Raw genomic sequence first — 24,797 nt, forward strand, 5'->3', positions numbered from 1 at the left:
CGAGCATCCCGCCCCCGACCTGGCCCCCGACGCCCCGCCGCCCGGCCGCGACGGCCGCCGCGCGCCCGAAGCGTTCCGGCCCGACCCGACCGCGGCGGTGCCGGCCTCCGAGCGCGAGGCGCTTCGGCCCGCGACCGGGCCCTCGCCGAGCATGGTGGCCGATCGCGGATCGATGCGCAGCGAGACCGCGCCGCTAAACGGGTAGGACTTTTGGGAGGAAGTTGGGGAGAAGCTCGTTGCCTGACTTGGTTGCCACCCCGGCGAAGGCCGGGGCCCAGCAGGGAAAACGATCATGGCATCGCGAAACCCTACCCAACGCAAACCTTGGCGACTGGGCCCCGGCCTTCGCCGGGGTGGGGAGACGGCAAGCACGGGACAATCTTCAGGGAAGGAGAGCCCAATCAATCTTTCCGGCCCTGACTGGGAGGATTGCGCCGCTCGACAGGTCGGTCGGCACAGCGCTACGATCCCGGAAAGTTCCCGTATTCGGAGTTGTCATGCGCCAAACCGCCTCGTTGTTCGCCGCCCTGCTGACCGCCACCGCCGCGCCCGCGCTCGCGCAACAGGTCCATGGCTATGGCGGCCTGGCCCTGTCCCCCGCCGGCGACCGGATCGCGACGACCGAGGCTCCGGCGGGAAGCGAGACGAAGGGGCGGCCGCATGAAGCGATCGTCTGGCGCTCGGCAACCGACGGGCATGTGTTGCGGACCATCGATCCGTGCGCGACGTGCAGCTATTCCGGGCTGACCTTCGGGCCGAACGGCGATCTGGTGTTCCTGGTCCGCGATCGTACCGCGGGCACGGTGACGCTGGAGATTGCGGGTGCGAACAGGGTCCGGACGGTCGCCACGGTGAAGGGTATCGCCGCTACGCCGCGGATGTCCCCGGACGGCAGGCGGATCGCGCTGCTGGTGACGCTGAACGCCGCGAAGGAAGCGGGCGCGACGCAGGCGGGCGTGCGGCAGGTCGGCGAGATCGGCGAAGCGAACGACGAACAGCGGCTGGCGGTGTTCGACGTCGCCGGGCCGGCAGTGGCGGCGGATGCGGTGCGGCCGCTGTCGCCCGCAGGCCGCTATGTCTACGAATATGACTGGACGCCCGACAGCCGCGGCGTGGTGGCCACGACCGCGCTCGGCAACGGCGATGCGAACTGGTGGGTGGCGACGATCGACGCCATCGATGCGACGACGGGGGCGGTACGGCCGATCGCGAAGCCTGCGGTGCAGGTCAACTACCCCCGCGTCTCGCCGGACGGGAAGACGGTGGTGTTCGTCGGTGGGTTGATGAGCGACAATGGTTCGGTCGGCGGCGATATCTGGACGGTGCCGGTGGCGGGCGGCACGCCCTCGAACCGGACGCCGGGTTACAAGGCGACGGTGACCGCGCTCGCCTGGACCGCGGGCGGTATCCGGGCGACGACTCTGTCGGGTGCAGAGGCCGCGGTGGTGGCGTTCGATCCGACCAAGGGCACGAGCGTGCTGTGGAGCCGCCCCGCCAGCTTCTCGGCGGCCGATGGCCGGGTGGCATACAGCGCCGACGGTAGCCGGGCGGCGGCGGTGGTGCAGGATTTCGAGCACGCGCCGGCGATCTATGCCGGGCCGGTGGCGGGGCTGACCGCGATCACGCATGACAACGACGCGGTCCAAGGTATCGTTTCGGCGAAGAGCGTGACATGGCGAAGCGACGGCTACACCGTGCAGGGCTGGCTGCTGACGCCGCGCGGGGTCGATCCGGCGAAGAGGCTGCCGATGATCGTCATCGTCCATGGCGGCCCCGCCGCCGCCTCGACGCCTTATTTCGGCACCCGAGGCACGACCGCTGACATGATCGCGGCAGGCTATGCGCTGTTCTACCCCAATCCGCGCGGCAGCTATGGGCAGGGTGAGGCGTTCACCGCGGCGAACAAGCGTGACTTCGGCGGTGGCGACCTGCGCGATATCCTGACGGGGGTGGACGCGGTCGAGAAGGTGGCGCCGGTCGACGATGCGCGGCTCGGGCTGACGGGGGGCAGCTATGGCGGCTTCATGGCGATGTGGGCGAATACCCAGACCAACCGTTTCAAGGCGATCGTGGCCGGGGCGGGGCTGTCCGACTGGGTCAGCTATTACGGCACCAACGGGATCGACGAGTGGATGATCCCCTATTTCGGGGCGTCGATGTATCAGGACCCGGCGATCTACCGGAAACTGTCGCCGCTCACCTATGTGACGAAGGCGAAGACGCCGACGCTCATCTATGTCGGTGAGCGCGATATCGAGGTACCGCCGACGCAGTCGATCGAATGGTGGCGGGGGCTCCAGGCCGCGGGCGTGCCGACCATGCTGGTGATCTATCCGGACGAGGGCCACGGCATCCGCGCCCCGGCAAATGCGGCGGATGTCGGCAGGCGAACGATGACATGGTTTGCGAAATATCTTGGCGGCGCGCCCGTGAAGTAGGTCAGCGCAGCGGCTTGCCCGAGTCCTTCCACCGGTCCAGCACCGTGGAGGCAGGCGGCAGGTTGTCGGCGGTCATATGGGCGACCAGCGCGATTGGCTTGCCGCTGTCGCGATATGCGGGCCGGATCTCGACCGCCGCGGCGACCGGGGCAGTGGGGAGTGCGAGCGCGAGTGCGAGTGCGAGTGCGAGGGGAGCATCGGGAATAGCGTGCGGATGGGGTCCCGGAATGGGTTCGCCTCCGGCGTAATGCTGGTGGAAAGCGGCCGGTGTGCCCCAATAACCCTTCCACCGGTGGAAGAAATGTGCGCCGACCGCATCGGTCATGACGAGCGCGCGGTTCCAGACCGGTGTGACGGAATAGGTGTGGTAATGTGTCGCCAGCCCGACCGGGGCGTAGACCCGCCCGGCGAGCGCGAGCACCGCGACCCGCTGCGCCCGGTCCCAGGCGGCGCGCGACGGGATGCGGGCCATGGAGCCGTCGCAGGCGAAGCTGAACTGGCAGCCGGAATGCTCCGACCCCTGATAGACCACGCCGCAGACGGTGGCGGGAAAGGCGGGGTGGCGAACGCGGTTGAGGATCGTCTGCGCGACCGCCTGCTGCCCGGCATCTGGTTCGCTTGCGGCTTCGTAATAGATCGCCGCGGTCAGGCACTGGATCGCCCGCCCGCGGTCGATCGCGGCGACATGCGCCATCGTGAAGGGCAGCGCGGACACCACGCCGACGGTGCGGAGCGCGATCGCTTCCGCCGCCGCATTCGGAATCGGCAACGGCGGCAGCGCAGTGGTGCCGGTCGTGCCATGCGAAGCGGCGGGCGTGGCCGGAACGGCGGGTGCATCGGCGTAGAGCAGAGCGGCACCGGGGAAATGATCGTCGACTTCATAGCCGGACGAGGATATCGCGACGATCGCCGCCGGCGTGCTGCCATGCGCCGCGACGGCACGGAACGCGGCATGCGCGGAAAGTGCCAGCAATGCGGTTAAAGACAGCCCGACGAGGATCAGCCATGCGCCAAACACCCGTCGCTGCATGACTGCGTCGGCCCGCAAAACCTGTCTCCGATCCATATTCGTCCCCCCTAGCTGGTCCCGACCGGCAGCGCGCACATACTTTTGCTGGCGTCCCAGCGCGGGACGAGCGGACGGATTGCTAAGGATCGCGCGTCATGCGGCTGTCATTGCAGGGTGGCTCCGTCCAGTCTGACGTCCGCCGCCGGAATGACCGTCAGCGTCGGGTGCGCCTTTCGCAACGGCTCTAAGAACTGCTTCGCATCGCCGACTACGACGATGCTGGCTGGGGTCGGATCCAGGAGAGCAGCGGCGGCGGATCGTTCGGCAGAGCCGTCGACGCCGCCAACAAGGCCGGGGTAGCGCTGCAGTTCGTCCAGCGGCACGCCCTGTTCGACATAGGCACTGAGCATACCGGCCATGCCGTTCGTCGTCTCGATAGTGCGGCCGAAATTGCCGACGAGCACCGCCTTGCGTGTCTGGAGTTCGTCGGGCGAAGCGGGAGCGGCACCGATCGCGGTCATCTGATCGAGGATCAGCGCGACGACTTCGGCAGCGGACGCATTCTTGGTCTGCGTCAGGGCGGCAATCATTCCGGGCTCGCGGAGCGCCTGCACCCGGCTGCTCGCGCCATAGGCAAGGCCACGCTTGATCCGTACCTCCTGGTTCAGCCGCGACGAAAAGCCACCACCCAGAATCGTATTGGCGACGCCAAGCGGGTAATAGCGCGGGTCGACACGTGCGAGCCCCGGCCGCGCGACGACCACACCCGCCTGGCCTGCGTCGGGCAGATCGACGACGATCACGCGGGGGGCGGGATAGCCTGTAACCGGCGACCGCGTCGGAGCGGCCGTGCCGGCGCCCCCCGTCCAGCCCGCAAATTGCCGGTCCGCTAGCGACTTGGCCGCGGATGGAGCGACGTCGCCGACCATCACCAGCGTGGTGGTCGAAGGACGCCAGGTCCGGGCATAGGCGTGGAGGACATCGTTTCGGGTGATGGCTTTCAGCGAAGAGGGGGTGCCCTCCATCGGCGCGCCGTACGGGGCGTCCCCGAAGACCAGGCGCGCGGCGACGAGGCCGGCGAGCTGTGCCGGGTTCTTCATCGCGACGGTCACGCCGTCGATCACCTGCGCGCGGGCGCGGTCGAGTTCCGCCGGGGCGAAGACCGAATGCATAGCCACATCCGCGAGTATCGTCATTGCCGGGGCGAGCTGATCCGACTTCACCGTCACGTCGACCGACGCGCCGTCGCGGTCGGCATTGCTGGCGATCGATCCGCCGAGCGCCGCGATCGCCTGGGCGATGTCGGTGGCGGAGCGGGTCGTCGTGCCCTTGGTCAGCAGGTCCGCGGTCAGGTTGGCGGTACCGGCACGGTGCAGCGGATCGAGCGCAGCACCGCCCGATGCGACCAATGTCGCGGTGACGAGCGGCAAGTCGTGCCGTTCGACGACCACGAGATGCATGCCGTTCGGCAGGACCGTCTCGACCGGGTGCGGCAGATCGGCGGTGACGGCCGGCCCGACGGGCGGCGGCGCAGTGCGATCGGCCGCGCCCGCAGCCACGATGATCGGCACGTCGGCAGGCGGTGTCAGATCGGCGACGACGACATCGGCACCGACGCCGATGACGTCGCCCGACGTGCCCGCCGGTTTGTCCGCGCTGGAAAGATAGCGGATCGTGACGGACCTGTCGTCGCCCAGATAGGTCCGCGCGACGCGCTGGACATCCGCGGTCGTGACCGCGGCGATTGCGGCGAGCTGCCGATCGGACGCGTGCGGATCGCCGTCGATGATGACCGATGTGGCGATGGTGCGCGCCTTGCCCTCGGCGGTTTCGCGCGACCGAATCGCTTCGGTCAGGATCTGGTTCTTCGCACGCGTAAGTTCCGCCGGGGTCGCGGGCGTATCGCGGAACCGCGCGATTTCGGCCTTGAGCGCGGTTTCGCCCGCTGCCGCGGTCTTGCCGCCCGCCAGGATCGCATAGACGATCAGGTTGCCGGTGCCCTTCTTCGTGTCGAGATTGGCGGCCGCATCCTGCGCCAGCTGATCGCGGTAGACGAGGTCCTGATACAGGCGCGAACTTTCCCCCGTCGCCAGGATCGTCTGCAGCACGCTCAACGCGGGGATGTCGGCGTCCCGGTCGGGTGGGACGTGATAGGTGATCGCGACCGCGGGCAACGGCGTGTTGGGTTCGTAGACGGTGTAGGACGCAGCCCGGGTCCGAAGCGGCTCGGTGACGGTCACGCGCGGTATCGCCGTCGCCGGACGCCGGATGCCGGCGAAATACCGGTCGACCCACATGTTCAGCTGCGCCGGATCGAAATTGCCGGAAACGACCAGGACCGCATTGTCGGGTCGGTAATAGGTGGCGTGGAACGCCCGGACATCGTCGATCGACGCGGATTCGAGATTGGGAATGCTGCCGATCGTCGAACGGGCATAAGGATGCCGCGCATACGACGCCGCCGACAGATAGACCGAGAACAGCTTGCCATAGGGCCGCGCGAGCGTGGACTGGCGCAATTCCTCCTCGACCACCGCGCGTTCGGACGTGAAGCTGGTGGGCTCGACCACCAGGCTGGCCATCCGGTCGGCTTCGGCGAACAGCAATCGTTCGAGGTGATTGGCCGGCACGACCTCGAAATAATCGGTATAGTCGTCGTCGGTCGACGCGTTGTTGTATCCGCCGACATCCTCCGTCAGCCGGTCCATCTGTTCGGATACCAGGTTGCGCGTGGCCTTGAACATCAGATGTTCGAACATGTGCGCGAAACCCGACCGGCCCTTCGGATCATCCTTCGACCCGACATCGTACCAGACCTGGATAGCGACGTTCGGCGTCGTCGTGTCGCGGATCGCGTAGACGCGCAGGCCGTTGGCGAGCGTATGTTCGGTAAAGGCGATCGGCTTGACGCCGTCCGCCGGCGCAGCCTGGGCATGGACGGGCATTGCCGCGAGCGCGCCGGCAGCGAGCAGGACCGTGCGGAACCGGTTCATGACCGCGCTCATTTCTTCGTCGGGCGGTTGGCGAACAGCACGGCGGCGGCAACCGCGGCGGAACCGATGCCGACGCCGAGTCCGATCTTCGCGAGCGGCCAGGACCGGGTTTCCCTGGCGACCTTGTCCGCCACGGTCGCCGCCTGCTCTTTCGCGGCCTTGACGCTGGCGAGGATCTCGTTGGGGGTGTCGGGGTCGGTCACGCTTTTTCTCCTGTACCGGCGGGGGCATACCGCGTGCGGAACATATCGGCAAAATCGGTGAGGCGACCAGCGGCGATGTTGGTGCGCAGATCGGCCATCAACGTTTCGTAGAAATGGATATTATGCTCGGTCATCAACATCGCGCCAAGGATTTCGCCGGCGCGGACGAGGTGGTGCAGATAGGCGCGGCTCCACCGACGGCAGACCGGACAGGCGCATTCGGGATCGATCGGCGCGGCGTCTTCGGCGAAGCGCGCGTTGCGGATGTTGATCGGGCCGTCCCGAGTGAATGCCTGCCCCGTGCGTCCGCTGCGCGTGGGCATCACGCAATCGAACATATCGATCCCGCGCTCCACCGCGCCGACGATATCGTCGGGCTTGCCGACCCCCATCAAATAGCGTGGCTTGTCCACGGGCAGCTGCCCGGGCGCGAAGTCCAGGCATCCGAACATCGCCGCCTGTCCCTCGCCGACCGCAAGGCCGCCGACCGCATAGCCGTCGAAGCCGATGTCGATCAGCGCATCGGCGCTGTCCGCTCGCAGACGTTCGTCGAGCGCACCCTGCTGGATACCGAAGATCGCCGCCCCTTCGGCATGCGTGCCGCCCGCATCGAACGCCGCCCGCGACCGCCCGGCCCAGCGCATCGACCGCTCCATCGCGGCGGCCTGGACGTCCGGCGTCGAAGTCGCCGGTACCAGCTCGTCGAACGCCATCACGATGTCCGAGCCCAACAGACGCTGGATTTCGATCGAGCGTTCGGGGCTGAGCAGGTGGCGCGATCCGTCGAGATGCGATTTGAACGACACGCCGTCCTCGGATCGTTTGGTCAGGTCGGCAAGGCTCATCACCTGATAACCGCCCGAGTCGGTCAGGATCGGCGCGTCCCAGCCCATGAACGCGTGCAGGCCGCCGAGCCGCGCGATTCGTTCCGCACCGGGGCGAAGCATCAGGTGATAGGTATTGCCGAGGATGATGTCCGCACCCGCCGCCGCGACATCGGCGGGCTTCATCGCCTTGACGGTCGCGGCGGTACCCACGGGCATGAAGGCGGGGGTGCGGATCGCGCCACGCCGCATCGCGATCGTGCCGGTGCGCGCGCGGCCGTCCGTCGCGAGGATCGTGAACGCGAACCGGGGTGGCGTCACTTGCGCTTCTTGCCCCGCCGGTCCGGATCGTTGGGCGCGGTCGCGTGGATCGTGACCAGCTCGGCCCGGGTCAGCACGCCGTCGCGGTCGAGATCGAAACGGTCGAAATAGGCCCGGAACCGCGCTTGCAGTTCGGTCAGCGAGATATGGTCGTCGCCGTCCGTGTCGACCTCGAACGGGCTGGGTAGCGCGTTGCGGTCGCCGAGCCAGCGTTGTTCCCAATCGGCATAGGCGATGTACCCGATCTTGCCCGCCGCCGCGCCGTCCATCGTCGCGAAGCTGCGCGCGACGCAGCTATCCAGTTCGGCCCGCGTCACGCGCGCATCGCCGTTCGAATCGCAGGCGGCGACGAACATCGCGGCGGGTTCGACCAGGATCGTCGCAGGCGGCTGCGCCGGACCCCGGGGTGCGGGTGGGGGCCCGGCGGCGGCGATCACCTGCAGGGCGGCGGCGAGGACGGCGAGCGGGACCATGCCCGCCTAATGCCAGCGATGCGGTCGCGCCGCCATAGCGCGATGCCGACGGCACCGGTCGATCCACCGGTCAGGGCAGGAGCAGCGACGCGTCCCCATAGGAGTAGAACCGGTAGCCTTGCCCGATGGCATGCGCATAGGCATCGCGCATCCGGTCGAGCCCCATCAGTGCCGATACCAGCATGAACAAGGTCGATCGCGGCAGATGGAAATTGGTCATGAGGCCGTCGATCCCGCGAAACCGATAGCCCGGCGTGATGAAGATCGCGGTGTCGCCGGCGAAGGGCCGGACGATGCCGTCCGCGCCCGCCGCGCTTTCGATGAGACGAAGCGAGGTGGTGCCGACCGCGATCACGCGGCCCCCGGCGGCGCGCACGGTATTCAGCCGGTCGGCGACCGCCGCGTCGATCCGCCCCCATTCGGCGTGCATCCTGTGGTCGGCGGTATCGTCCGCCTTGACCGGCAGGAACGTGCCCGCACCGACATGGAGCGTCAGCGTCGCATGCCCGATCCCGGCCGCGTCCAGCGCCGCCATCAGCGCCGGGGTGAAATGCAACGCCGCGGTGGGGGCGGCTACCGCTCCGGGTCGGGCGGCGAACATCGTCTGGTAATCGTCCGCGTCGCGCGCGTCGGTCGCCCGGCGCGAGGCGATATAGGGGGGCAGCGGCATCCGCCCCGCGCGCGCCAGCAACAGTTCGACGGGCTCGTCGCCGGCAAAGACCAGCGCGATGCTGCCGTCCGCATCGCGATCGGTCGCCACCGCCGATACGCCCTCGCCGAAATCGATCGTATCGCCGTCGCGCAGTCGCCGCGCGTTGCGCACGAAGGCGCGCCAGCGACGCGGTCCCTCGCGCTTGTGCAGCGTCGCCGCGATGCGCGCATCCCCGCGCCGCCCCGCGAGCTGGGCGGGGATGACGCGGGTATCGTTGAAGACCAGCAGGTCGCCGCGTCGGAGCTGTGCCGGAAGATCGCCGACGACACGGTCCTGCAGACCGTCGGCACCGACGACGAGCATCCGCGCCGCATCGCGCGGGACCGCCGGGCGAAGCGCGATATTCTCCGGCGGCAATGTGAAATCGAACAGATCGACGTTCATCGGGCGGTGTGGCCCCGGCTACGGGCGATCACTGCGCGGTGGCGGCCTTCCGTGGCGCGGCCTTCGTCCGCGGTGCCAGCTTCGGTGCCGCGACCACGGCACCGGTCGTGCCCGGCAGGGTCACCGGCGCGCCCAATGCCGGGGCGGCAACCGGTGCCGCCGCGATGTAGGCCGGGGGATTATCGGCGGCGATATAGGCGTGGAGGATTTTGCTCGGGTTCGCCGGCGGCTCGCCGCGTTCGATCGCATCGACATATTGCATGCCCTCGACCACGCGGCCGAAGACGGTATATTTCCGGTCGAGCGTCAGGCGTGGCTGGAATACGATGAAGAACTGGCTGTTCGCACTATTCGGGTCCTCGGCACGCGCCGCCGATACCGCGCCGCGGACATGCGGCAGATAGTTGAATTCCGGCGGCACGTTGGGCATCGTCGACCCGCCGGTGCCGTCACCCTTCGGATCGCCGCCCTGCGCCATGAAGCCTTCGATCACCCGGTGGAATGCAAGACCGTCGTAGAAATGCTGCCGCGTCAGCGTCTTGACCCGTGCGACCATCAGCGGCGCGACATCGGGCCGAAGCAGAATGACGACGCGGCCCCCGGTCGACAGATCGACGACCCACTGGTTTTCGCGGTCGGTCATCGCAGGCGGGGCGGGGCGGGCATTCGTCGTCGTGGCTGGCGCCTGGGCGGTCACGGGAAGGGCGAACAGACATCCGAGAAAGGCAGCGACGACGGCAGGCAAACGCATGGACAATACTCGACACCTCGGGAGAGTTACGGCTTAAAGCAAATCGCGGCTTGCGCCAAACTGAACGTCAACTTCCGCGCCGCCCCATCGCCAGCACCCGGGCGACGACATCGTCGCGCACCGTCGGCGGCACGAACTTGCCGATTTCGCCACCGAACATCGCGATTTCCTTGACCAGGCGCGACGCGATCGGCTGAAGCGCGACATCCGCCATCAGGAACACCGTCTCGACCCGCGGATTGATCTGCTGGTTCATCCCCGCCATCTGATATTCATATTCGAAATCGGCCACCGCGCGCAGGCCACGTACGATGACACGCGCGCCTTCGCGTTCGGCGAAATCCATCAGCAGCGAATCGAACGGCACGACGCCGATATCGCCGTCGATCGCCGCGACTTCGCGCGACACCATCGCCATGCGTTCGTCGAGCGTGAACATCGGCGATTTGGACGGATTGGTGGTGACGCCGACGACCAGCCGGTCGACCAGCTTCGCGCCGCGTCGGATGATGTCCGTATGCCCAAGCGTGATCGGGTCGAAGGTGCCGGGATAGACCCCGATACGCTTCGTCAATGATCGCGCTCGACGACGTAGCGCGCGATCTGGCGGAGCAAATCGGCTTCGCGGCCGTACGCGTGCAGATGCGCGATCGCCTGGTCGACCAGCATCGCGCATTGCGCGCGCGCGCGGTCGACGCCCAGCAGCGACAGGAACGTCTCCTTGCCGGCCCCCTCGTCCTTGCGCAGCTTCTTGCCGGCCAGCGCCTCGTCGCCCTCCGCATCGAGCAGATCGTCGGCGATCTGGAAGGCGAGCCCGAGGTCGCGGGCGTAACCGCGCAAACCGGTGCGTCCCTCCGGCGGCACGCGCCCGAGGATCGCGCCCGCCTCGACGGAGGCGGCGATCAGCGCGCCGGTCTTCATCGCCTGCAGCCGGGTGACGGTCGGCAGGTCGAACCGCGCTTTCTCCGCCTCGATATCCATCATTTGCCCGCCTGCCATCCCGGTCGGTCCGGCGGAGCGCGCAAGATCGAGAACCAGTTCGGCGCGGACGAACGGATCGGGATGCGTCGCCGGGTCGGCCAGCACCTCGAACGCCAGCGCATGCAGGCAATCCCCCGCCAGGATCGCGGCGGCTTCGCCGAACAGCTTGTGCACCGTCGGCTTGCCGCGGCGCATGTCGTCGTCGTCCATCGCCGGCAGATCGTCGTGGATCAGCGAGTAGACATGGATCGATTCGACCGCGAGCGCGGCACGCCCCGAACATTCGCGGTCGACCGCGAACAGGTCCGCACTGGCGCGTACCAGCAGCGGACGAAGCCGCTTGCCCCCGCCGATCGCGGCGTGGCGCATCGCACGGTAAAGACCGGCGCGCGGATCGTCGGGAATCGCCAGCAACAGATCGAAACGACGATCGATCTCCTCAGAAATCGCCAACGTAGCCGCGGGCAGGGAGATGGTCATCGTCGCCATGGCTCAGGACTCGGCAAAGGGGCGGGTGCCGACGGCGCGCCCTTCCCCATCGGTCCGCACCGCCTCGATCCGCGCCTGCGCCGCATCGAGCCGATCGGCGCAGCGAAGCCGCAACCGGTCGCCGCGCTCGTACAGGCGGATCGAGTCGTCGAGCGTCGCCTCGCCGCTTTCCAACCGCGAGACGATCCGCTCGAGTTCTTTCAGCGCTTCCTCGAACGACAGATCGTCTACGGGTATGTCCATGATTCCGCTATGGCGCAGGCGCTGCGCAGGGGTCAAGGATACGCGGGATTGCTCGATCGTTCTCCGCATGGAACCGCCCGAGGACGTTATCCCATGTTTACCAGCACCAATCCCGCAACAGGCAAGGCCGGCGAAACATTCGTCGAACTCGACGCGGATGAGATCGAGCAGAAGCTCGTCCACGCGCATGCCGCGTACGATGCCTGGCGGACGACGGAATTGGCGACGCGCGCCGCGCTGCTGTCGGCGATCGGCGACCGGTTCGAAGCGAATGCGGAACGGCTGGGTACAATCGCGACTCGCGAAATGGGCAAGACGCTGAAATCCGCGATAGCCGAGGTGGGGAAATGCGTCGCCGGTTTCCGCCATTATGCCGCGGCGGGACCGGACATGCTGGTGCCGCGCCGTTTCGACACCGCCGAAGGGCCCGCCACCGCGCAATGGCAGCCGATGGGTCCGGTCCTTGCGGTCATGCCCTGGAACTTTCCCTATTGGCAGGTCGTCCGTTTCCTCGCGCCGACGATCATGGCCGGCAATACCGGTCTGTTGAAACATGCTTCGCTGACGCAGGGTTGCGCTGCCGCGATCGAGGAGATGGTGTTGGCGGCGGGCGCGCCGGTCGGGCTGTTCCAGAATCTGGCGATACGGTCGGACAAGGTCGCGGCGCTGATCGACGATCGCCGGATCGTCGCGGTGACCATCACGGGCAGCGAGGGCGCGGGTAAGAAGGTGGCCGAGGCGGCGGGGCGCAACCTGAAGAAGGTGGTGCTGGAACTTGGCGGTTCGGATCCGTTCGTCGTGATGCCCTCCGCCGATATCGACAAGGCCGCAAGGGTGGCCGTGGTGGCGCGGACGCAGAATAGCGGACAATCGTGCATCTGCGCGAAACGGATGATCGTCCATGCCGATGTGTATGACGCATTCCTCGATGCATTTTCGGCGGGCATGAAGGCGCTCGTCGTCGGCAATCCGATGGCGGACGAGACCGATATGGGCCCATTGTCCAGCGCGGAGCAGCGCGATACCGTGATCGATCAGATCGCTGCAATCCGAAAGGCCGGCGGTCGATTATCGTTCGGTGGCGAGCGACAGCCGGGCGATGGCGCCTATCTTTCGCCCGGTATCATCGTCGATCTGTCGCCCGACGAACCGGTCGCGCAGGAGGAAATTTTCGGACCCGTCGCGATGGTATTCCGGGTTCCGGATATCGACCATGCGATCGCGCTGGCGAACGACATTCCGTTCGGGCTCGGCGCGTCGGTATGGACCGCCGACGCCGACGAGCGCGCGCGGTTCGAACGCGATATCCAATCCGGGATGGTCGCGGTGAACAAGATGCTGTCGTCCTCGCCGCAGGCTCCGTTCGGCGGCATCAAGCGATCGGGACATGGGCGCGAATTGGGGCCATATGGGCTGCACGAATTCATGAATCTGAAAACGGTGTTCGGCTGAAAAGGAAACCGTTGCAGGATCGATCGTCGGGCAGCGCGCCGTTGCGTAAGGCGACATGGGGCGGTTGCGGCGACGATGGCGCTGATCGCGATCGTTCCGCCGGTTGCCTATTCCTGGTGGTATTGGCGGGCGCAGCGTGCCCCTGAGGCGATCGCGCTGCTGCCCGCTCACTTCTTGATCGTGACGATCCCGACGGGGTTACCCTTGGTCGACGCGTTGGCGGCGATCGTCTTGACCTTTTCCGCCTTTGGCTTGCGGACTTCCTTGTTCGATTTCTTCTGGCTCTTGGCCATGCCGGTATCCTTTATAGGCGATACGCCCGGACGCATCGTACACGGTGCGGGGGCTATCGCGGCATCTATTCGCCCGCGGCTATATACCGTGCGGGCGGTTGGGGGTAGGCGTGCGCGATGGAACCTACCAAACCCATCATCGAACGCGCCTTCGAACTTGCGCGCGCCGGCTCCTGTCGATCGGTCAACGATGTCCGTCAGGCGCTGCGCCGCGAAGGCTATGAGGGGGTGCATGCGCATCTTCACGGTACGACGATCAACCGCCAGATTACCGCGCTGATCAAGGCCGGTCCGACCGCGGCGGTGCCGATCGCGGACGAGGCGGCGGCGGTATAGGGTCGATGACGGCGGGTTGATTGCTGGACCCGTTGCCCGGCGACTCCTACATGCGGGCGATGCCCGCCCCCGACGCTCCCGATCGTTTCAACGAAGAGAAGGCCACCTACACCGTCCGCGGCAGCGGCGTACCCGATCTCGAACTCGGCGTGGCGGCGATCCGTAACGTGCTGCAAACGCTGCCGACTCGGCCGGGCGTATACCGCATGCTCGATGCCCGAGGCGACGTGCTGTACGTCGGCAAGGCGCGCGCGCTGAAGCACCGGGTGACCAATTATACCCAGGTCGATCGCTTGCCCAAGCGGCTGCAGCGGATGGTCGCGCAGACCCGGGCGATGACGATCGTCACGACCAACAACGAGGCGGAGGCGCTGTTGCTGGAAGCCCAGCTCATCAAGCGCTATCGCCCCGCGTACAACGTGCTGCTGCGCGACGACAAGAGCTTCCCCTTCATCCTGCTTCGCGCCGACACCGATTTCCCGCGCGTCCAGAAGCATCGCGGCGCACGGCGGTCGGTCGGGAATTATTACGGTCCGTTCGCCAGTGCGGGTTCGGTCAACACGACGCTGAACGCGCTGCAGAAGCTGTTCCTTCTCCGCTCGTGCACCGACGGTTTCTTCAAGACCCGCGACCGGCCGTGCCTGCTGTACCAGATCAAGCGCTGCTCCGCGCCGTGCGTCGGGCGGATCGGGAAGGAGGACTATGCCGAACTGGTCGACGATGCGAAGGCGTTCCTCGGCGGCAAGGCGACCGGCGTGCAGGCGAAGCTGGGCGCGCAGATGCAGGCGGCGGCGGAGAATATGGATTTCGAACTGGCGGCGCTGCTGCGCGACCGGCTGAAGGCGCTGACCTTCGTGCAGGGCACCCAGGCGATCAATGCGGAAGGCGTGGGCGACGCCGACATCTTCGCGCTGGCATGCAAGGACGGGGTGATGGGCATCCAGGCGTTCTTCATCCGCGGCGGCCAGAATTGGGGACATCGCAGCTTCTTCCCGCAGCATACCGCCGAGGTGCCCGAGGACGAGGTGCTGACCAGTTTCCTGACGCAATTCTACGAGGAGGTACCGCCGCCGCGCGCGATCCTGCTCGACCGGGAACTGGGCGAGGCGGCGTTGCTGTCCGAGGCGTTGGGCGAGCGGGCAGGGCACAAGGTGGCGCTGTCGGTGCCGGTGCGCGGCGACCGGCGGCGGCTGATGGAGCAGGCGCAGCGCAACGCGGTCGAGGCGCTGGAGCGGCGGTTGGCGGAGTCGACGACGCAGGCGCGGCTGCTGCGCGAAGTCGCGGACCTGTTCGAGCTGGACGGCCCGCCCGACCGGATCGAGATATACGACAACAGCCATATCCAGGGCACGAACGCGCTTGGGGCGATGGTGGTCGCGGGGCCGGAGGGGTTCCGCAAGGGCCACTACCGGAAGTTCAACATCAAGGGCAACGAGGCGCGCACCGACGACGATTTCGGCATGATGCGCGAGGTGTTTCGGCGCCGCTTCACCCGCCAGGTCGAGGAAGCACCCGATCGCGACGATCCGACCTGGCCGGACCTGGTGCTGATCGACGGCGGCCGGGGCCAGCTCAACGCCGCCCGGGCGATCCTGGAGGACCTGGGCATCGAGGATGTCTGCCTCGTGGGCGTGGCCAAGGGGCCTGACCACGGGCGCGAAGGGCGCGAGGTGTTCCACCTGATGGACGGGCGCGAGATCATGCTGCCGGTCAACGCGCCGGTGCTGTTCTACCTTCAGCGGCTTCGCGACGAGGTCCACCGCTTCGCGATCGGCGCGCACCGCGACAAGCGCGCGAAGGCGATCGGCGCGTCGCCGCTGGACGAGGTGCCCGGCATCGGCCCCGCGCGCAAGAAGGCGCTGCTGATGCATTTCGGCACCGGCCGCGCGGTGCGCAACGCGAGCCTCGCCGATCTGCAACAGGCGCCCGGCGTCTCCTCCGCGGTCGCGCAGCAGGTGTACGACTTCTATCATTCGCGCTGAGGCTTCGGACCAATTCGTCCGGCCGTTGCCTTCGGCTGCCCCCCGCGCGACAAGGCCGCCATGGAGCTGACCGCCACCGCCATCGTCGTCGCCGTTCGAATGCATGGCGAACACGGCGCGATCGTGCGGGCGTTGACGCGGGAGGACGGGCTGCAGCCGGGCTATGTCCGCGGCGGGCGATCGACGCGGATGCGGCCCGTCCTGATGGCGGGGAACATGATCCGTGGAACGTGGCGCGCGCGCACCGGCGAGCAGCTCGCGAGTCTGGTCGCCGAACCGGTGGAGACGCGTGCGGCGCTGTATCGCGAGCCGCTGGCGGCGGGGGCGATCGAATGGGCGACCGCGCTGGTCGCGGCGACCTTGCCGGAGGCGCAGCCCTATCCGCGGATCCACGACGCCTTGTCGGGATTGCTGGGCGCGATCGGCGCGGCCCCCGCGGCAAAAGGCTGGGCCGCCGCACTCGCGCGCTTCGAGCTGCTGGTGCTGGCGGACCTCGGCTTCGGGCTCGATCTGGAACGCTGCGGGGCGACCGGTGGTACGGTCGATCTGGCGTTCGTCAGCCCGAGGAGGGGGCGCGCGGTCTCGCGCGGGGTGGCCGTCGGTTACGAGGAACGCTTGCTGCCATTGCCCGGGTTCCTGGCCGCGGGTGGTGCAGCGGACTGGCCCGATATCGTCGCGGCGTTGGCCGTCACCGGGCATTTCCTGGCGCGCGATCTCCTCGCGGATCGACGTGCCGGGCCGCTCGCTGCCCGCGATCGGTTGGTGGATCGGTTGAAAAGGGCGGTTGCGTGAGCGGCATGCTCTGGGCAAGGGCGATGCCATGCCAATGATCGCGATCCTGGCCGGCGACGGCATCGGCCCCGAAGTGACCGCCGAGGCACGCCGCGTGCTGAGCGCACTGTCGCTCGACCTGTCGTTCGGGGAGGCGCCGGTCGGCGGTGCGGCCTATCATGCGACGGGGCATCCCTTGCCGCCCGAGACGATCGACCTCGCCGAACGCGCCGATGCCATCTTGTTCGGTGCGGTCGGCGATCCGTCCTGCGACGCGCTCCCGCGGCATCTGCGGCCGGAACAGGCGATCCTCGGCCTGCGCAAGCGGCTGGGGCTGTTCGCGAACCTGCGGCCCGCCAGATTATTCGCCGGGCTGGAGGATGCATCCGCGCTGAAGCCCGAGATCGCCGGCCGGATCGACATGGTTATCCTGCGCGAGCTGACCGGTGACGTGTATTTCGGCGAAAAGGGCATGCGGACGACCGCGGGTGGGCTTCGCGAAGGCTATGACGTCATGGCCTATGCCGAGGACGAGGTGCGGCGGATCGTCACCGTCGGCTTCGAGATGGCGCGGCACCGCAAACGCAAGCTGTGTTCGGTGGACAAGGCGAACGTCCTGGAGACGTCGCAATTGTGGCGCGATGTGGTGATCGAGACGGCCGAAGACTATCCCGACATCGCGCTGACGCATATGTACGTCGATAACGCCGCGATGCAGCTGGTGCGCGATCCCGGACAGTTCGACGTCGTCGTCACCGGCAATCTGTTCGGCGACATCCTGTCCGATCAGGCGAGCATGTGCGCCGGATCGATCGGCATGCTGCCCTCCGCGTCGCTTCGCGCGTGGAGCGGGGACAACGGTCTGTACGAGCCGATCCATGGTTCCGCGCCCGATATCGCGGGGCAGGGCAAGGCGAACCCTTGCGCGGCGATCCTGTCCGCGGCGATGCTGCTTCGCCATTCGCTGTCGATGGACGCCGCGGCGGATCGGATCGAGGCGGCGGTCGCCGCCGCGATCGCAGGCGGTGCGCGGACCGCGGACCTAGGCGGGACGCTGTCGACGCGCGGCATGGCGGATGCGGTGCTGGCGCGCCTTTGATGGACGATGCGCTGGAACTGGCGGTCGTCATCCCGACCTTCAACGAACGGGCCAATGTTCCCGTCCTGATCGCCAAGCTGGATCAAGCACTTGCGGGCCGTCGTTGGGAGGCGATCTTCGTCGACGACGACAGTCCCGACGGCACCGCGGACGCCGCGCGCGAATTGGCCCGGCTGGATACGCGGGTGCGCGTCATCCAGCGGATCGGGCGGCGGGGGTTGTCGACCGCGTGTATCGAGGGGATGTGCGCCACCGCCGCGCCGATCGTCGCGATCATCGACGGGGACCTGCAGCATGACGAGACCGTGCTGCCGAAGATGCTCGATGCGTTGCAGCGCGATCCGCTGGTCGATGTGGCAGTCGGCTCGCGCTTCGTCGATGGCGGCGGCCTGGGCGAATGGCAGCGGGACCGGGTGAAGAAATCCGCGCTCGCGACCCGGCTGTCGCGCCGCGTGCTGAAGGCGGACCTGACCGATCCGATGAGCGGTTTCTTCGCGATCCGCACCGACGTCGCCCGGCGCCTGGCACCGACCCTTTCGGGGATCGGGTTCAAAATCCTGCTCGATCTGATGACCGCAAGTCCCGAACCGCTTGCGTTCGTCGAACTTCCTTATGTCTTCCGCACGCGGATCGAGGGGGAAAGCAAGCTCGATCACGTCGTCGCGATGGAATATCTGATCGCACTCTACGACCGGATGTTCGGCAGGGTCGTGCCGGTACGCTTCGCGATGTTCGCGGCGATCGGCGCTTTCGGTGCGGGGGTACATTTCCTCGTGCTTTCCCCGCTTTACGCCGGATTGCTGTGGACGTTTCGCGCGTCCGAGATCGTCGCCACCATCGTCGCGATGACGTTCAATTTCTTCCTGAACAATCTGCTGACCTACCGTGACGCCCGGCTTCGTGGTGCGCGTGCGCTGTTCGAAGGGTGGATCGGCTTCTGTCTCGTCTGTTCGGTCGGTGCGATCGCCAATGTCGGCGTCGCTATCTTCCTGTTCAACGAGAATTACGGCGGATGGGCCTGGCCCGCGCTGGCCGGGATCGCGATCGGCGCGGTGTGGAATTACGTGCTGTCTTCGCGGTTCGTCTGGGGTCGGTATTAAACCCAGCGTCCAGACCACATCCAATGGCGGAAGGACTGGGGTCCCGACAGCGGTGTAGCGGCGATGATCGGGTAAAAATACCCGAACAGCCCAAGCGACAGGACGAGAAAGCTCTCGTCCCAATAACGCAGCCGCCCCCGCCCGAACCGGTCGAATGCCGCCGCGATGGCGATCGGCAACCAGATGCTCGAGAGGTAATAATAATAGTAGAATCCCAATGACTTGGGGATGATTGCCCACATCGCGACGGAACCTGCCCACAGCATCGCCGCCGCACCCAGGCGGTGGTCGCGCCCCCGCCACCAGCCCCACAGACAGAGGGCGACCGCGACAAGCCCGCCCCACATGATCGCGGGGTTGCCAAGCATCAGGATGCCGCGTTCGGCCCCGTCGGTGACCTCGTACAGATACCAGATCGGGCGGATCAGGAGCGGCCAGGTCCACCATCCCGACTGATAGGTATGCGCCGGAAGTATCTGTGTCTGTTCGGCATAGATCGTCGTCTGGAACGGAATCAGCTTTGCCGGCGTCATCGGATCGTCGGCGTAGAAGAATGCAGGCGCGAAGGTCGCGAGATAGGTCGTGCCAGCCACGACGCCGAGGATCAGCAGCGCGGGTAGAACCCCCATGCCGGGCCAGGCGTCGCGGCCGCGCCATTTGACCACGACGAACGCCGCGGCGACATAAGCGACATACGGGACCGCGGTCCATTTCGTTCCCACCGCAAGCCCGAGCAGCACGCTGCCGACGATCCATCGTCGCCAGACCTGCATGCCCGTCCCGCGCATCGCCCACAGCATCGTCGCCAGCCCGGTGACGACGAACGCCGCCATGAACCCGTCGAGCATCGCGATCCGCGCCTGGACGAACACGGTGAAGTTCAGCATCGCCAGCGCCGCGCCGAACGCCGCGGTGCGCAGCCGTCCGAACAGCAGCCACAGGATCGCAAAAACCCCGACGACCACCGCCGTCCCTGCGATCGTCGAAAAGGCGCGCCATCCGAGCGCGTCGTCGCCGAAAACTATCATGCTCGCCGCGATCAGAATCTTGCCCATCAGCGGATGTTCGATGTTGGTCGCGTGCGACAGCGTCCGCATGACCCGCGCCGCGCCGACATAATGCACCTCGTCGAACACGAGGATGTGCGGCGTCGTCAGCCGGAACGCGAACAATGTCTCCGCGGCGATGCCGATGCCGATCGCGGCGGGCAGGGGGCGGGTCGGCAGGCGGATCACCGGCGCTTTCTTGCCCGCCCGGGAATGGCTTTCAAGGGGCCGGGGCTTGTTTCGCCGCTTCCGCCCCGGCAAAGCGGCAGGATGAAGCGAAAGACCGGCCAGGACCGCGCGATCACGTCGACATGGCGGCCCGCCACGCAGGCGATCCGCGGCGGCACCGCGCGCAGCGAATATGGCGAGACGTCGGAGGCGATCTTCCTGACGTCGGGCTATGCCTATGATTGCGCAGGCGACGCCGCGGCGCGGTTCGCGGGCGAACAGGTCGGGATGACCTACACGCGCCTCCAGAACCCCACCGTCGAGATGCTTGAGGAACGAATCGCGCTGCTGGAAGGGGCGGAGGCCTGCCGGACGATGGCGTCGGGCATGGCGGCGATGACCGCGGTATTGTTGTGCCAGTTGCAGACCGGCGATCATGTCGTCGCGGGTCGTGCCGCGTTCGGATCGTGCCGCTGGCTGACCGATACGCTGCTGCCCAAGTTCGGGATCGAGACGACGATCGTCGATGCGCGCGATCCGCAGGCGTTTCAGGACGCGGTGCGGCCCGAAACGAAGGTGTTCTTCTTCGAAACGCCGGCCAACCCGACGATGGACGTGGTCGATCTGGCCGCGGTCTGCGCCATCGCGCGCGAACGCGGGATCACCAGCGTCGTCGACAACGCCTTCGCGACGCCCGCGCTCCAGCGGCCGATGGAATTCGGTGCGGACGTGACGGCCTATAGCGCGACGAAGATGATGGACGGGCAGGGCCGCGTGCTGGCCGGCGCGGTGTGCGGGACGAAGGATTTCATCGCCAACGTCCTGTTGCCCTTCACGCGCAACACCGGGCCGACGCTGAGCGCGTTCAACGCCTGGGTGGTGCTGAAGGGGCTGGAGACGCTGTCGCTGCGCATCCACCGCCAGTCGGAAAATTCGGTAAAGGTCGGCAAGTTTCTCGAACCGCGGGTGCCGCGCATCCTGCACCCCTGGCTGCCGAGCCACCCGCAGCACAACCTCGCGATGCGGCAGATGGACGCCGCCGGACCGATCTTCGCGTTCGAGGTCGAGGGGCGCGAACAGGCGCATGGATTGCTCGACGCGCTGGAACTCGTCGACATCTCGAACAATATCGGCGATTCGCGATCGCTGATGACCCACCCGGCCTCCACCACGCATTCGAGCGTCTCGCCGGAGAAGCGGGCCGAGATGGGTGTCGGCGAGGGGCTGCTTCGGCTGAACGTCGGGCTGGAGGATGTCGACGACGTGATCGACGACCTCGACCGTGCGCTGACGAAGGTTGGGCTGTGATCGCCGCGATGTTCCCCAACGCGGCGACGACGCACGGGGTGACGGTGCGCGTGTCGGTCAGCTTCCTGCCCGAACAGTCCGAACCGTCGCGGGGGCGCTGGTTCTGGGCCTATCACATCCGCCTGGAAAATGAGGGCGATGCGACCGTCCAGCTGTTGACGCGGCATTGGGTCATCACCGACGGTCGCGGCGCGCGGCATTCGGTGGAGGGCGAGGGCGTCGTCGGCGAACAGCCGCTGATCGCGCCGGGTGCCAGCTTCGACTATGTTTCGGGCTGTCCGCTCGCGACGCCGATGGGTGCGATGCAGGGCAGTTACCGCATGGTCGGCGAGGACGGCGAGACGTTCGACGTCGAAATCCCTCGCTTCCGGCTGGTGGCACCGACGGTTTCGACGTGAAGCGCACGCACCTGCCCCTGAACGGCATGCGCGTGTTCGACGCGGCGGCGCGGCATTTGTCATTCACGCGCGCCGCGGACGAACTGGCGGTGACTCCTGCAGCGGTCGGGCAGCAGATCAGGGCGCTGGAGGACACGCTCGGCGTCGTTCTGTTCCGCCGCACCACGCGCGGGCTGGAGCTGACGCCCGAGGCCGAGGGTGGGCTGTCTGCGCTGCGCGATGGTTTCCTGCAATTCGAGGAGGCGGTCCGCGCGATGCAGGCGGGGCAGTCGTCCAAGTCGCTGACCATCGCCGCGCCGCGCGACGTCGTGCAGAAATGGCTGATGCCGCGGCTCGCCGCGATCGCGGCGGCGGACGGCGACCTCCGCTTCGTGCTGCTGACAACCGACGACGGCGTCGATTTCGCACAGGCCAATCTCGACCTTGCGATCCGCTGGGGCGACGGGCCGGGCGAGCATGAGGGCGAGGCGATCGAGTCGGAGGGGCTGGTGACCGTCGCGGCGTCGGCGGACGCGCCCGATATCGCGATCGGCTGGACTGGCGCGGCGGAGGACGGCGCGCCCGCTATCCGGGTGGCCGATGCCGGGCTGGCGATCGACGCCGCGATCGCTGGGCTGGGGCGTGCGATCGTGCCCGAGCTGCTCGCGGCCGCCGATATCGCCGCCGGTCGGCTGGTCGCGATCGGCGATGCCCGGCCGTCGCGCGAAGGCTATTGGCTGGTCGCGCCGTTGCCGCAGTGGCGGCAGAAGAAGGTGCGGACGCTGGTCGAGATCTTGACGCGATAGGTCCGGCGCCCATCCGCACCCGCTCAGTTCTTCAGCTTCCACCCCCGGCGCAGCGCGGTGTAGACGACCGCGCCCATCACGATATCGACCGCCAGGATCGCAACGCCGCCGATGAGCACCGGCGAGTCGGCGATCCCCAGAAAGCCGTAGCGAAAGCCCGAGATGATGTAGAAGAACGGGTTCAGATGGCTCGCCACGCGGAACGCGGGTGCCAGCCGGTCGACCGAATAGAAGGTGCCCGATAGCAATGTCAGCGGCGCGATGACGAAATTCTGTACCGCGGCGGCATGATCGAACTTCTCCGCCCAGATCGACGTCAGGATGCCGATCAGCGCGAGGAACACCGACCCGAGCGATCCGAACCACAGGATCGCGATCGGCGCATGCGGCGTGACATGCACGCCCGGCCAGATCGCCATCGCCAGCCACACCGCGCCGCCCACGCAGAACGCCCGGGTCACCGCGCCCGCGACGATCGCCGCCAGCAGTTCGGCCGATGACAGCGGCGGCATCAGATAATCGACGATCGTCCCCTGGATCTTGCCGACCAGCAGCGAGAAGCTGGAATTGGCGAACGCGTTCTGCAACATCCCCATCACGATCAGCCCGGGGGCGATGAAATCGGCGAACGCCACTTGCGATCCGCCCACGAACACCGGCCGTTTGCCGCCCGTCGCGACGGTGAAGATGATGAGATAGAGGAGCGTCGTGATCGCCGGTGCCCACACCGTCTGGAGTTGCACCTTGAAGAAACGGCGCACTTCCTTGATATAGAGCGTCCACAGGCCGCCCCAATTCACATTGCGAATGACGGGCACGCCGGGGGCGGAACGCACCGCCGACTGCAATTCGCCGATTTGGGGCTGGCTGCTCATGGCCATCGCCGGTAAGCGCTGCCGCCGCCGCCCGCAAGGCAATGACGAGAGTTTGAAGAATGACCGGACTATCCTGGACCGACGAGCGGATCGAAACGCTGAAGACGATGTGGGAGGGTGGCCAGACCGCCAGCCAGATCGCCGAGGCGCTTGGCGGGGTCAGCCGCAATGCGGTGATCGGCAAGGCGCATCGGCTTGGGCTTCAGTCGCGCCCGTCGCCGGTCAAACCCAACGACCCGGACAAGGGTGCTCCCACGCCCGTCGCCGTCGCACACGTCGTGCCGGCCGCTGCGCCCGCGCCGTCGCACGCCGTGCCCGCGTCCGATCCGGAGCCGCCGTTCCGGGTGACGCCCGTCGAAGCCGATGTGGACGACGACGAGGACGAGGTCGCGCCGACGCCCGAACCGGTAAAGCCGCAGCCGGTCATGCGCTCGGTCGGCCCGGGCGGCTTCCTTCGCCAGGCCCCCGGCGAGCAGCAACCACCGAGCACCCCCGCGCCGCCGCGCCGCCTCGTCCCCGCCAAGCCGTCCGCCGAGATGGTGGGGAAGACGAGCCTGCTCGACCTCAGCGACCGTGTCTGCAAATGGCCGCTCGGCCACCCGGGCGAGCCGGACTTCCATTTCTGCGGTGACAAGGTGAACCCGGGCTTCCCCTATTGCGTCAATCACTGCGGGCATGCCTACCAGGCGCAGCTCCCCCGCCGCGACCGCCGCCCCCCGCCGCCGCTGCCCTTCGGCGGCCCGCGGGTTCGGTAGGGCGGCGCGCGCATCCCCTGCTCCGTTCGTCCTGAGCCTGTCGAAGGACGTGTCGCGGGCATGTGCTTCGACAGGCTCAGCACGAACGGGGCTTTCGGACGACTTCGGAGCCACCACCGCATGACCGCCATCGCCCGGTCGCGGGCTCGCGCCACCATACCGACCTTCGGAAGTGGACGAAGTGGACGCCACGTCCACGTCGGAATCGCACCCCGCGAAATCGAAAAGGATCGGCGACGGCGCGCGGGAGCGTGGGGGCGGTCGGATCGGCTTGGCCGTGGCAGGGAACGCGCCATCGCGACGCGCGGCCTTGGGCTGCGTCCGCCTCCTGGAATCGCCGCGGAAGTGGAGGAAGTGGAGGTGTGCCATTCAACTTCCCACATCCGGCGAAAAGAAGGACTTACCGCGCGTTGCGGAACGGTGGAGCAAAGCGGTTCGGCGCGGTTCTGCATGGCACGGACATGGCATGGGCGACGGTTTGTAGGACAGCGGAATGTCGGGTGCCGCCCGATTGCGGACTTCCCACGACCTGCTAGAGCAGATTCCGTTCAGTACGCATCGTAGCCGGCGGCGGCGAAGTAGTTGGCGCACTCTGCTGGCGTGAAGGT

24 protein-coding genes and 1 pseudogene are annotated in these 24,797 nt (G+C 67.5%); 12 read left to right on the forward strand and 13 right to left on the reverse strand.

What is annotated here, in order from left to right; all coding sequences use genetic code 11:
• Together HUU99_RS14010 and HUU99_RS14015 are read left to right on the forward strand one after the other, a co-directional pair.
• Positions 1–205 (forward strand): annotated as a pseudogene (locus tag HUU99_RS14010) (hypothetical protein); the annotation flags it as partial.
• 292 nt (positions 206–497) lie between these two features.
• Positions 498–2,438, forward strand: a complete 1,941-nt coding sequence (locus tag HUU99_RS14015; protein WP_174287201.1) for an alpha/beta hydrolase family protein — start codon at positions 498–500, stop codon at positions 2,436–2,438.
• 1 nt (position 2,439) lies between these two features.
• Here HUU99_RS14015 and HUU99_RS14020 read toward each other — a convergent pair whose 3' ends face one another.
• The 10 genes from HUU99_RS14020 to HUU99_RS14065 form a co-directional block, all read right to left on the reverse strand.
• Positions 2,440–3,468 carry a cell wall hydrolase gene (locus HUU99_RS14020; RefSeq protein WP_174287221.1) on the reverse strand — a complete coding sequence of 343 codons (1,029 nt, stop codon included), beginning with the start codon at positions 3,466–3,468 and terminating at the stop codon, positions 2,440–2,442.
• 143 nt (positions 3,469–3,611) lie between these two features.
• On the reverse strand, positions 3,612–6,440 hold the full coding sequence (locus tag HUU99_RS14025) for a M16 family metallopeptidase (protein WP_174287202.1): 2,829 nt from the start codon (positions 6,438–6,440) through the stop codon (positions 3,612–3,614).
• A gap of 8 nt (positions 6,441–6,448) precedes the next feature.
• A complete protein-coding gene (locus HUU99_RS14030; protein ID WP_174287203.1) occupies positions 6,449–6,643 on the reverse strand; it encodes a hypothetical protein in 195 nt (64 codons plus the stop codon).
• On the reverse strand, positions 6,640–7,788 hold the full coding sequence (gene tgt, locus HUU99_RS14035; protein WP_174287204.1) for a tRNA guanosine(34) transglycosylase Tgt: 1,149 nt from the start codon (positions 7,786–7,788) through the stop codon (positions 6,640–6,642). The genes HUU99_RS14030 and tgt overlap by 4 nt, the downstream gene beginning before the upstream one ends.
• Complete coding sequence (locus tag HUU99_RS14040; protein ID WP_174287205.1) at positions 7,785–8,261, reverse strand: EF-hand domain-containing protein; 477 nt, start codon at positions 8,259–8,261, stop codon at positions 7,785–7,787. Before HUU99_RS14040 ends, tgt begins: the two co-directional genes overlap by 4 nt.
• A gap of 70 nt (positions 8,262–8,331) precedes the next feature.
• A complete protein-coding gene (gene queA / locus HUU99_RS14045) occupies positions 8,332–9,357 on the reverse strand; it encodes a tRNA preQ1(34) S-adenosylmethionine ribosyltransferase-isomerase QueA (protein WP_174287206.1) in 1,026 nt (341 codons plus the stop codon).
• Positions 9,358–9,385: 28 nt separating this feature from the next.
• On the reverse strand, positions 9,386–10,108 hold the full coding sequence (locus tag HUU99_RS14050) for a peptidylprolyl isomerase (protein WP_174287207.1): 723 nt from the start codon (positions 10,106–10,108) through the stop codon (positions 9,386–9,388).
• A 67-nt stretch (positions 10,109–10,175) separates the two neighbouring features.
• Complete coding sequence (gene coaD, locus HUU99_RS14055; protein ID WP_174287208.1) at positions 10,176–10,682, reverse strand: pantetheine-phosphate adenylyltransferase; 507 nt, start codon at positions 10,680–10,682, stop codon at positions 10,176–10,178.
• Positions 10,679–11,578 (reverse strand): polyprenyl synthetase family protein, encoded by a 900-nt coding sequence (locus HUU99_RS14060; protein ID WP_174287209.1) that lies wholly within the window; start codon positions 11,576–11,578, stop codon positions 10,679–10,681. The genes coaD and HUU99_RS14060 overlap by 4 nt, the downstream gene beginning before the upstream one ends.
• Before the next feature lie 3 nt (positions 11,579–11,581).
• Positions 11,582–11,821, reverse strand: a complete 240-nt coding sequence (locus HUU99_RS14065) for an exodeoxyribonuclease VII small subunit (protein ID WP_174287210.1) — start codon at positions 11,819–11,821, stop codon at positions 11,582–11,584.
• Positions 11,822–11,914: 93 nt separating this feature from the next.
• On the opposite strand from HUU99_RS14065, the gene HUU99_RS14070 reads away from it, so the two are divergent.
• The gene (locus HUU99_RS14070; protein ID WP_174287211.1) at positions 11,915–13,273 is read left to right on the forward strand and encodes an NAD-dependent succinate-semialdehyde dehydrogenase; all 1,359 of its coding nucleotides are present in this window, start codon (positions 11,915–11,917) and stop codon (positions 13,271–13,273) included.
• A 167-nt stretch (positions 13,274–13,440) separates the two neighbouring features.
• Here the strand turns inward: HUU99_RS14070 and HUU99_RS15720 are convergent, their stop codons facing one another.
• Positions 13,441–13,566, reverse strand: coding sequence for a hypothetical protein (locus tag HUU99_RS15720; protein ID WP_302479995.1), 126 nt, complete (start codon positions 13,564–13,566; stop codon positions 13,441–13,443).
• Between the two features lie 117 nt (positions 13,567–13,683).
• Between HUU99_RS15720 and HUU99_RS14075 the strand changes: the two genes are divergently transcribed.
• Genes HUU99_RS14075 through HUU99_RS14095 form a run of 5 tightly spaced genes read left to right on the forward strand, consistent with a single transcriptional unit; the run spans position 13,684 to position 18,854 of the window.
• On the forward strand, positions 13,684–13,902 hold the full coding sequence (locus HUU99_RS14075; protein WP_174287212.1) for a hypothetical protein: 219 nt from the start codon (positions 13,684–13,686) through the stop codon (positions 13,900–13,902).
• Between the two features lie 59 nt (positions 13,903–13,961).
• A complete protein-coding gene (gene uvrC / locus HUU99_RS14080) occupies positions 13,962–15,884 on the forward strand; it encodes an excinuclease ABC subunit UvrC (RefSeq protein WP_174287213.1) in 1,923 nt (640 codons plus the stop codon).
• 60 nt (positions 15,885–15,944) lie between these two features.
• Positions 15,945–16,676 (forward strand): DNA repair protein RecO, encoded by a 732-nt coding sequence (recO, locus tag HUU99_RS14085; RefSeq protein ID WP_174287214.1) that lies wholly within the window; start codon positions 15,945–15,947, stop codon positions 16,674–16,676.
• Between the two features lie 28 nt (positions 16,677–16,704).
• Positions 16,705–17,754: a 3-isopropylmalate dehydrogenase gene (gene leuB / locus HUU99_RS14090; RefSeq protein ID WP_174287215.1), complete on the forward strand. Its 1,050-nt coding sequence runs from the start codon at positions 16,705–16,707 to the stop codon at positions 17,752–17,754.
• Complete coding sequence (locus HUU99_RS14095; protein WP_174287216.1) at positions 17,754–18,854, forward strand: glycosyltransferase family 2 protein; 1,101 nt, start codon at positions 17,754–17,756, stop codon at positions 18,852–18,854. Before leuB ends, HUU99_RS14095 begins: the two co-directional genes overlap by 1 nt.
• On the opposite strand, the gene HUU99_RS14100 is transcribed toward HUU99_RS14095, so the two are convergent.
• On the reverse strand, positions 18,851–20,086 hold the full coding sequence (locus tag HUU99_RS14100; RefSeq protein WP_174287222.1) for a phospholipid carrier-dependent glycosyltransferase: 1,236 nt from the start codon (positions 20,084–20,086) through the stop codon (positions 18,851–18,853). The two genes, HUU99_RS14095 and HUU99_RS14100, sit on opposite strands and share 4 nt — an antisense overlap.
• A gap of 84 nt (positions 20,087–20,170) precedes the next feature.
• Between HUU99_RS14100 and HUU99_RS14105 the strand changes: the two genes are divergently transcribed.
• Genes HUU99_RS14105 through HUU99_RS14115 form a run of 3 tightly spaced genes read left to right on the forward strand, consistent with a single transcriptional unit; the run spans position 20,171 to position 22,559 of the window.
• Positions 20,171–21,376: a trans-sulfuration enzyme family protein gene (locus HUU99_RS14105; RefSeq protein WP_174287217.1), complete on the forward strand. Its 1,206-nt coding sequence runs from the start codon at positions 20,171–20,173 to the stop codon at positions 21,374–21,376.
• Between the two features lie 8 nt (positions 21,377–21,384).
• On the forward strand, positions 21,385–21,774 hold the full coding sequence (apaG, locus tag HUU99_RS14110) for a Co2+/Mg2+ efflux protein ApaG (RefSeq protein WP_375380200.1): 390 nt from the start codon (positions 21,385–21,387) through the stop codon (positions 21,772–21,774).
• Entirely contained in the window at positions 21,771–22,559 is a 789-nt protein-coding gene (locus HUU99_RS14115) for a LysR family transcriptional regulator (protein WP_174287218.1), read from the forward strand. The genes apaG and HUU99_RS14115 overlap by 4 nt, the downstream gene beginning before the upstream one ends.
• Before the next feature lie 23 nt (positions 22,560–22,582).
• On the opposite strand, the gene HUU99_RS14120 is transcribed toward HUU99_RS14115, so the two are convergent.
• Positions 22,583–23,434 (reverse strand): ABC transporter permease, encoded by an 852-nt coding sequence (locus tag HUU99_RS14120; RefSeq protein WP_174287219.1) that lies wholly within the window; start codon positions 23,432–23,434, stop codon positions 22,583–22,585.
• Between the two features lie 59 nt (positions 23,435–23,493).
• On the opposite strand from HUU99_RS14120, the gene HUU99_RS14125 reads away from it, so the two are divergent.
• Complete coding sequence (locus HUU99_RS14125; protein WP_174287220.1) at positions 23,494–24,189, forward strand: GcrA family cell cycle regulator; 696 nt, start codon at positions 23,494–23,496, stop codon at positions 24,187–24,189.
• Positions 24,190–24,797 lie beyond the last annotated feature (608 nt).

The sequence above is a fragment of the Sphingomonas bacterium genome (assembly GCF_903642285.1).
GTDB lineage: Bacteria > Pseudomonadota > Alphaproteobacteria > Sphingomonadales > Sphingomonadaceae > Sphingomonas.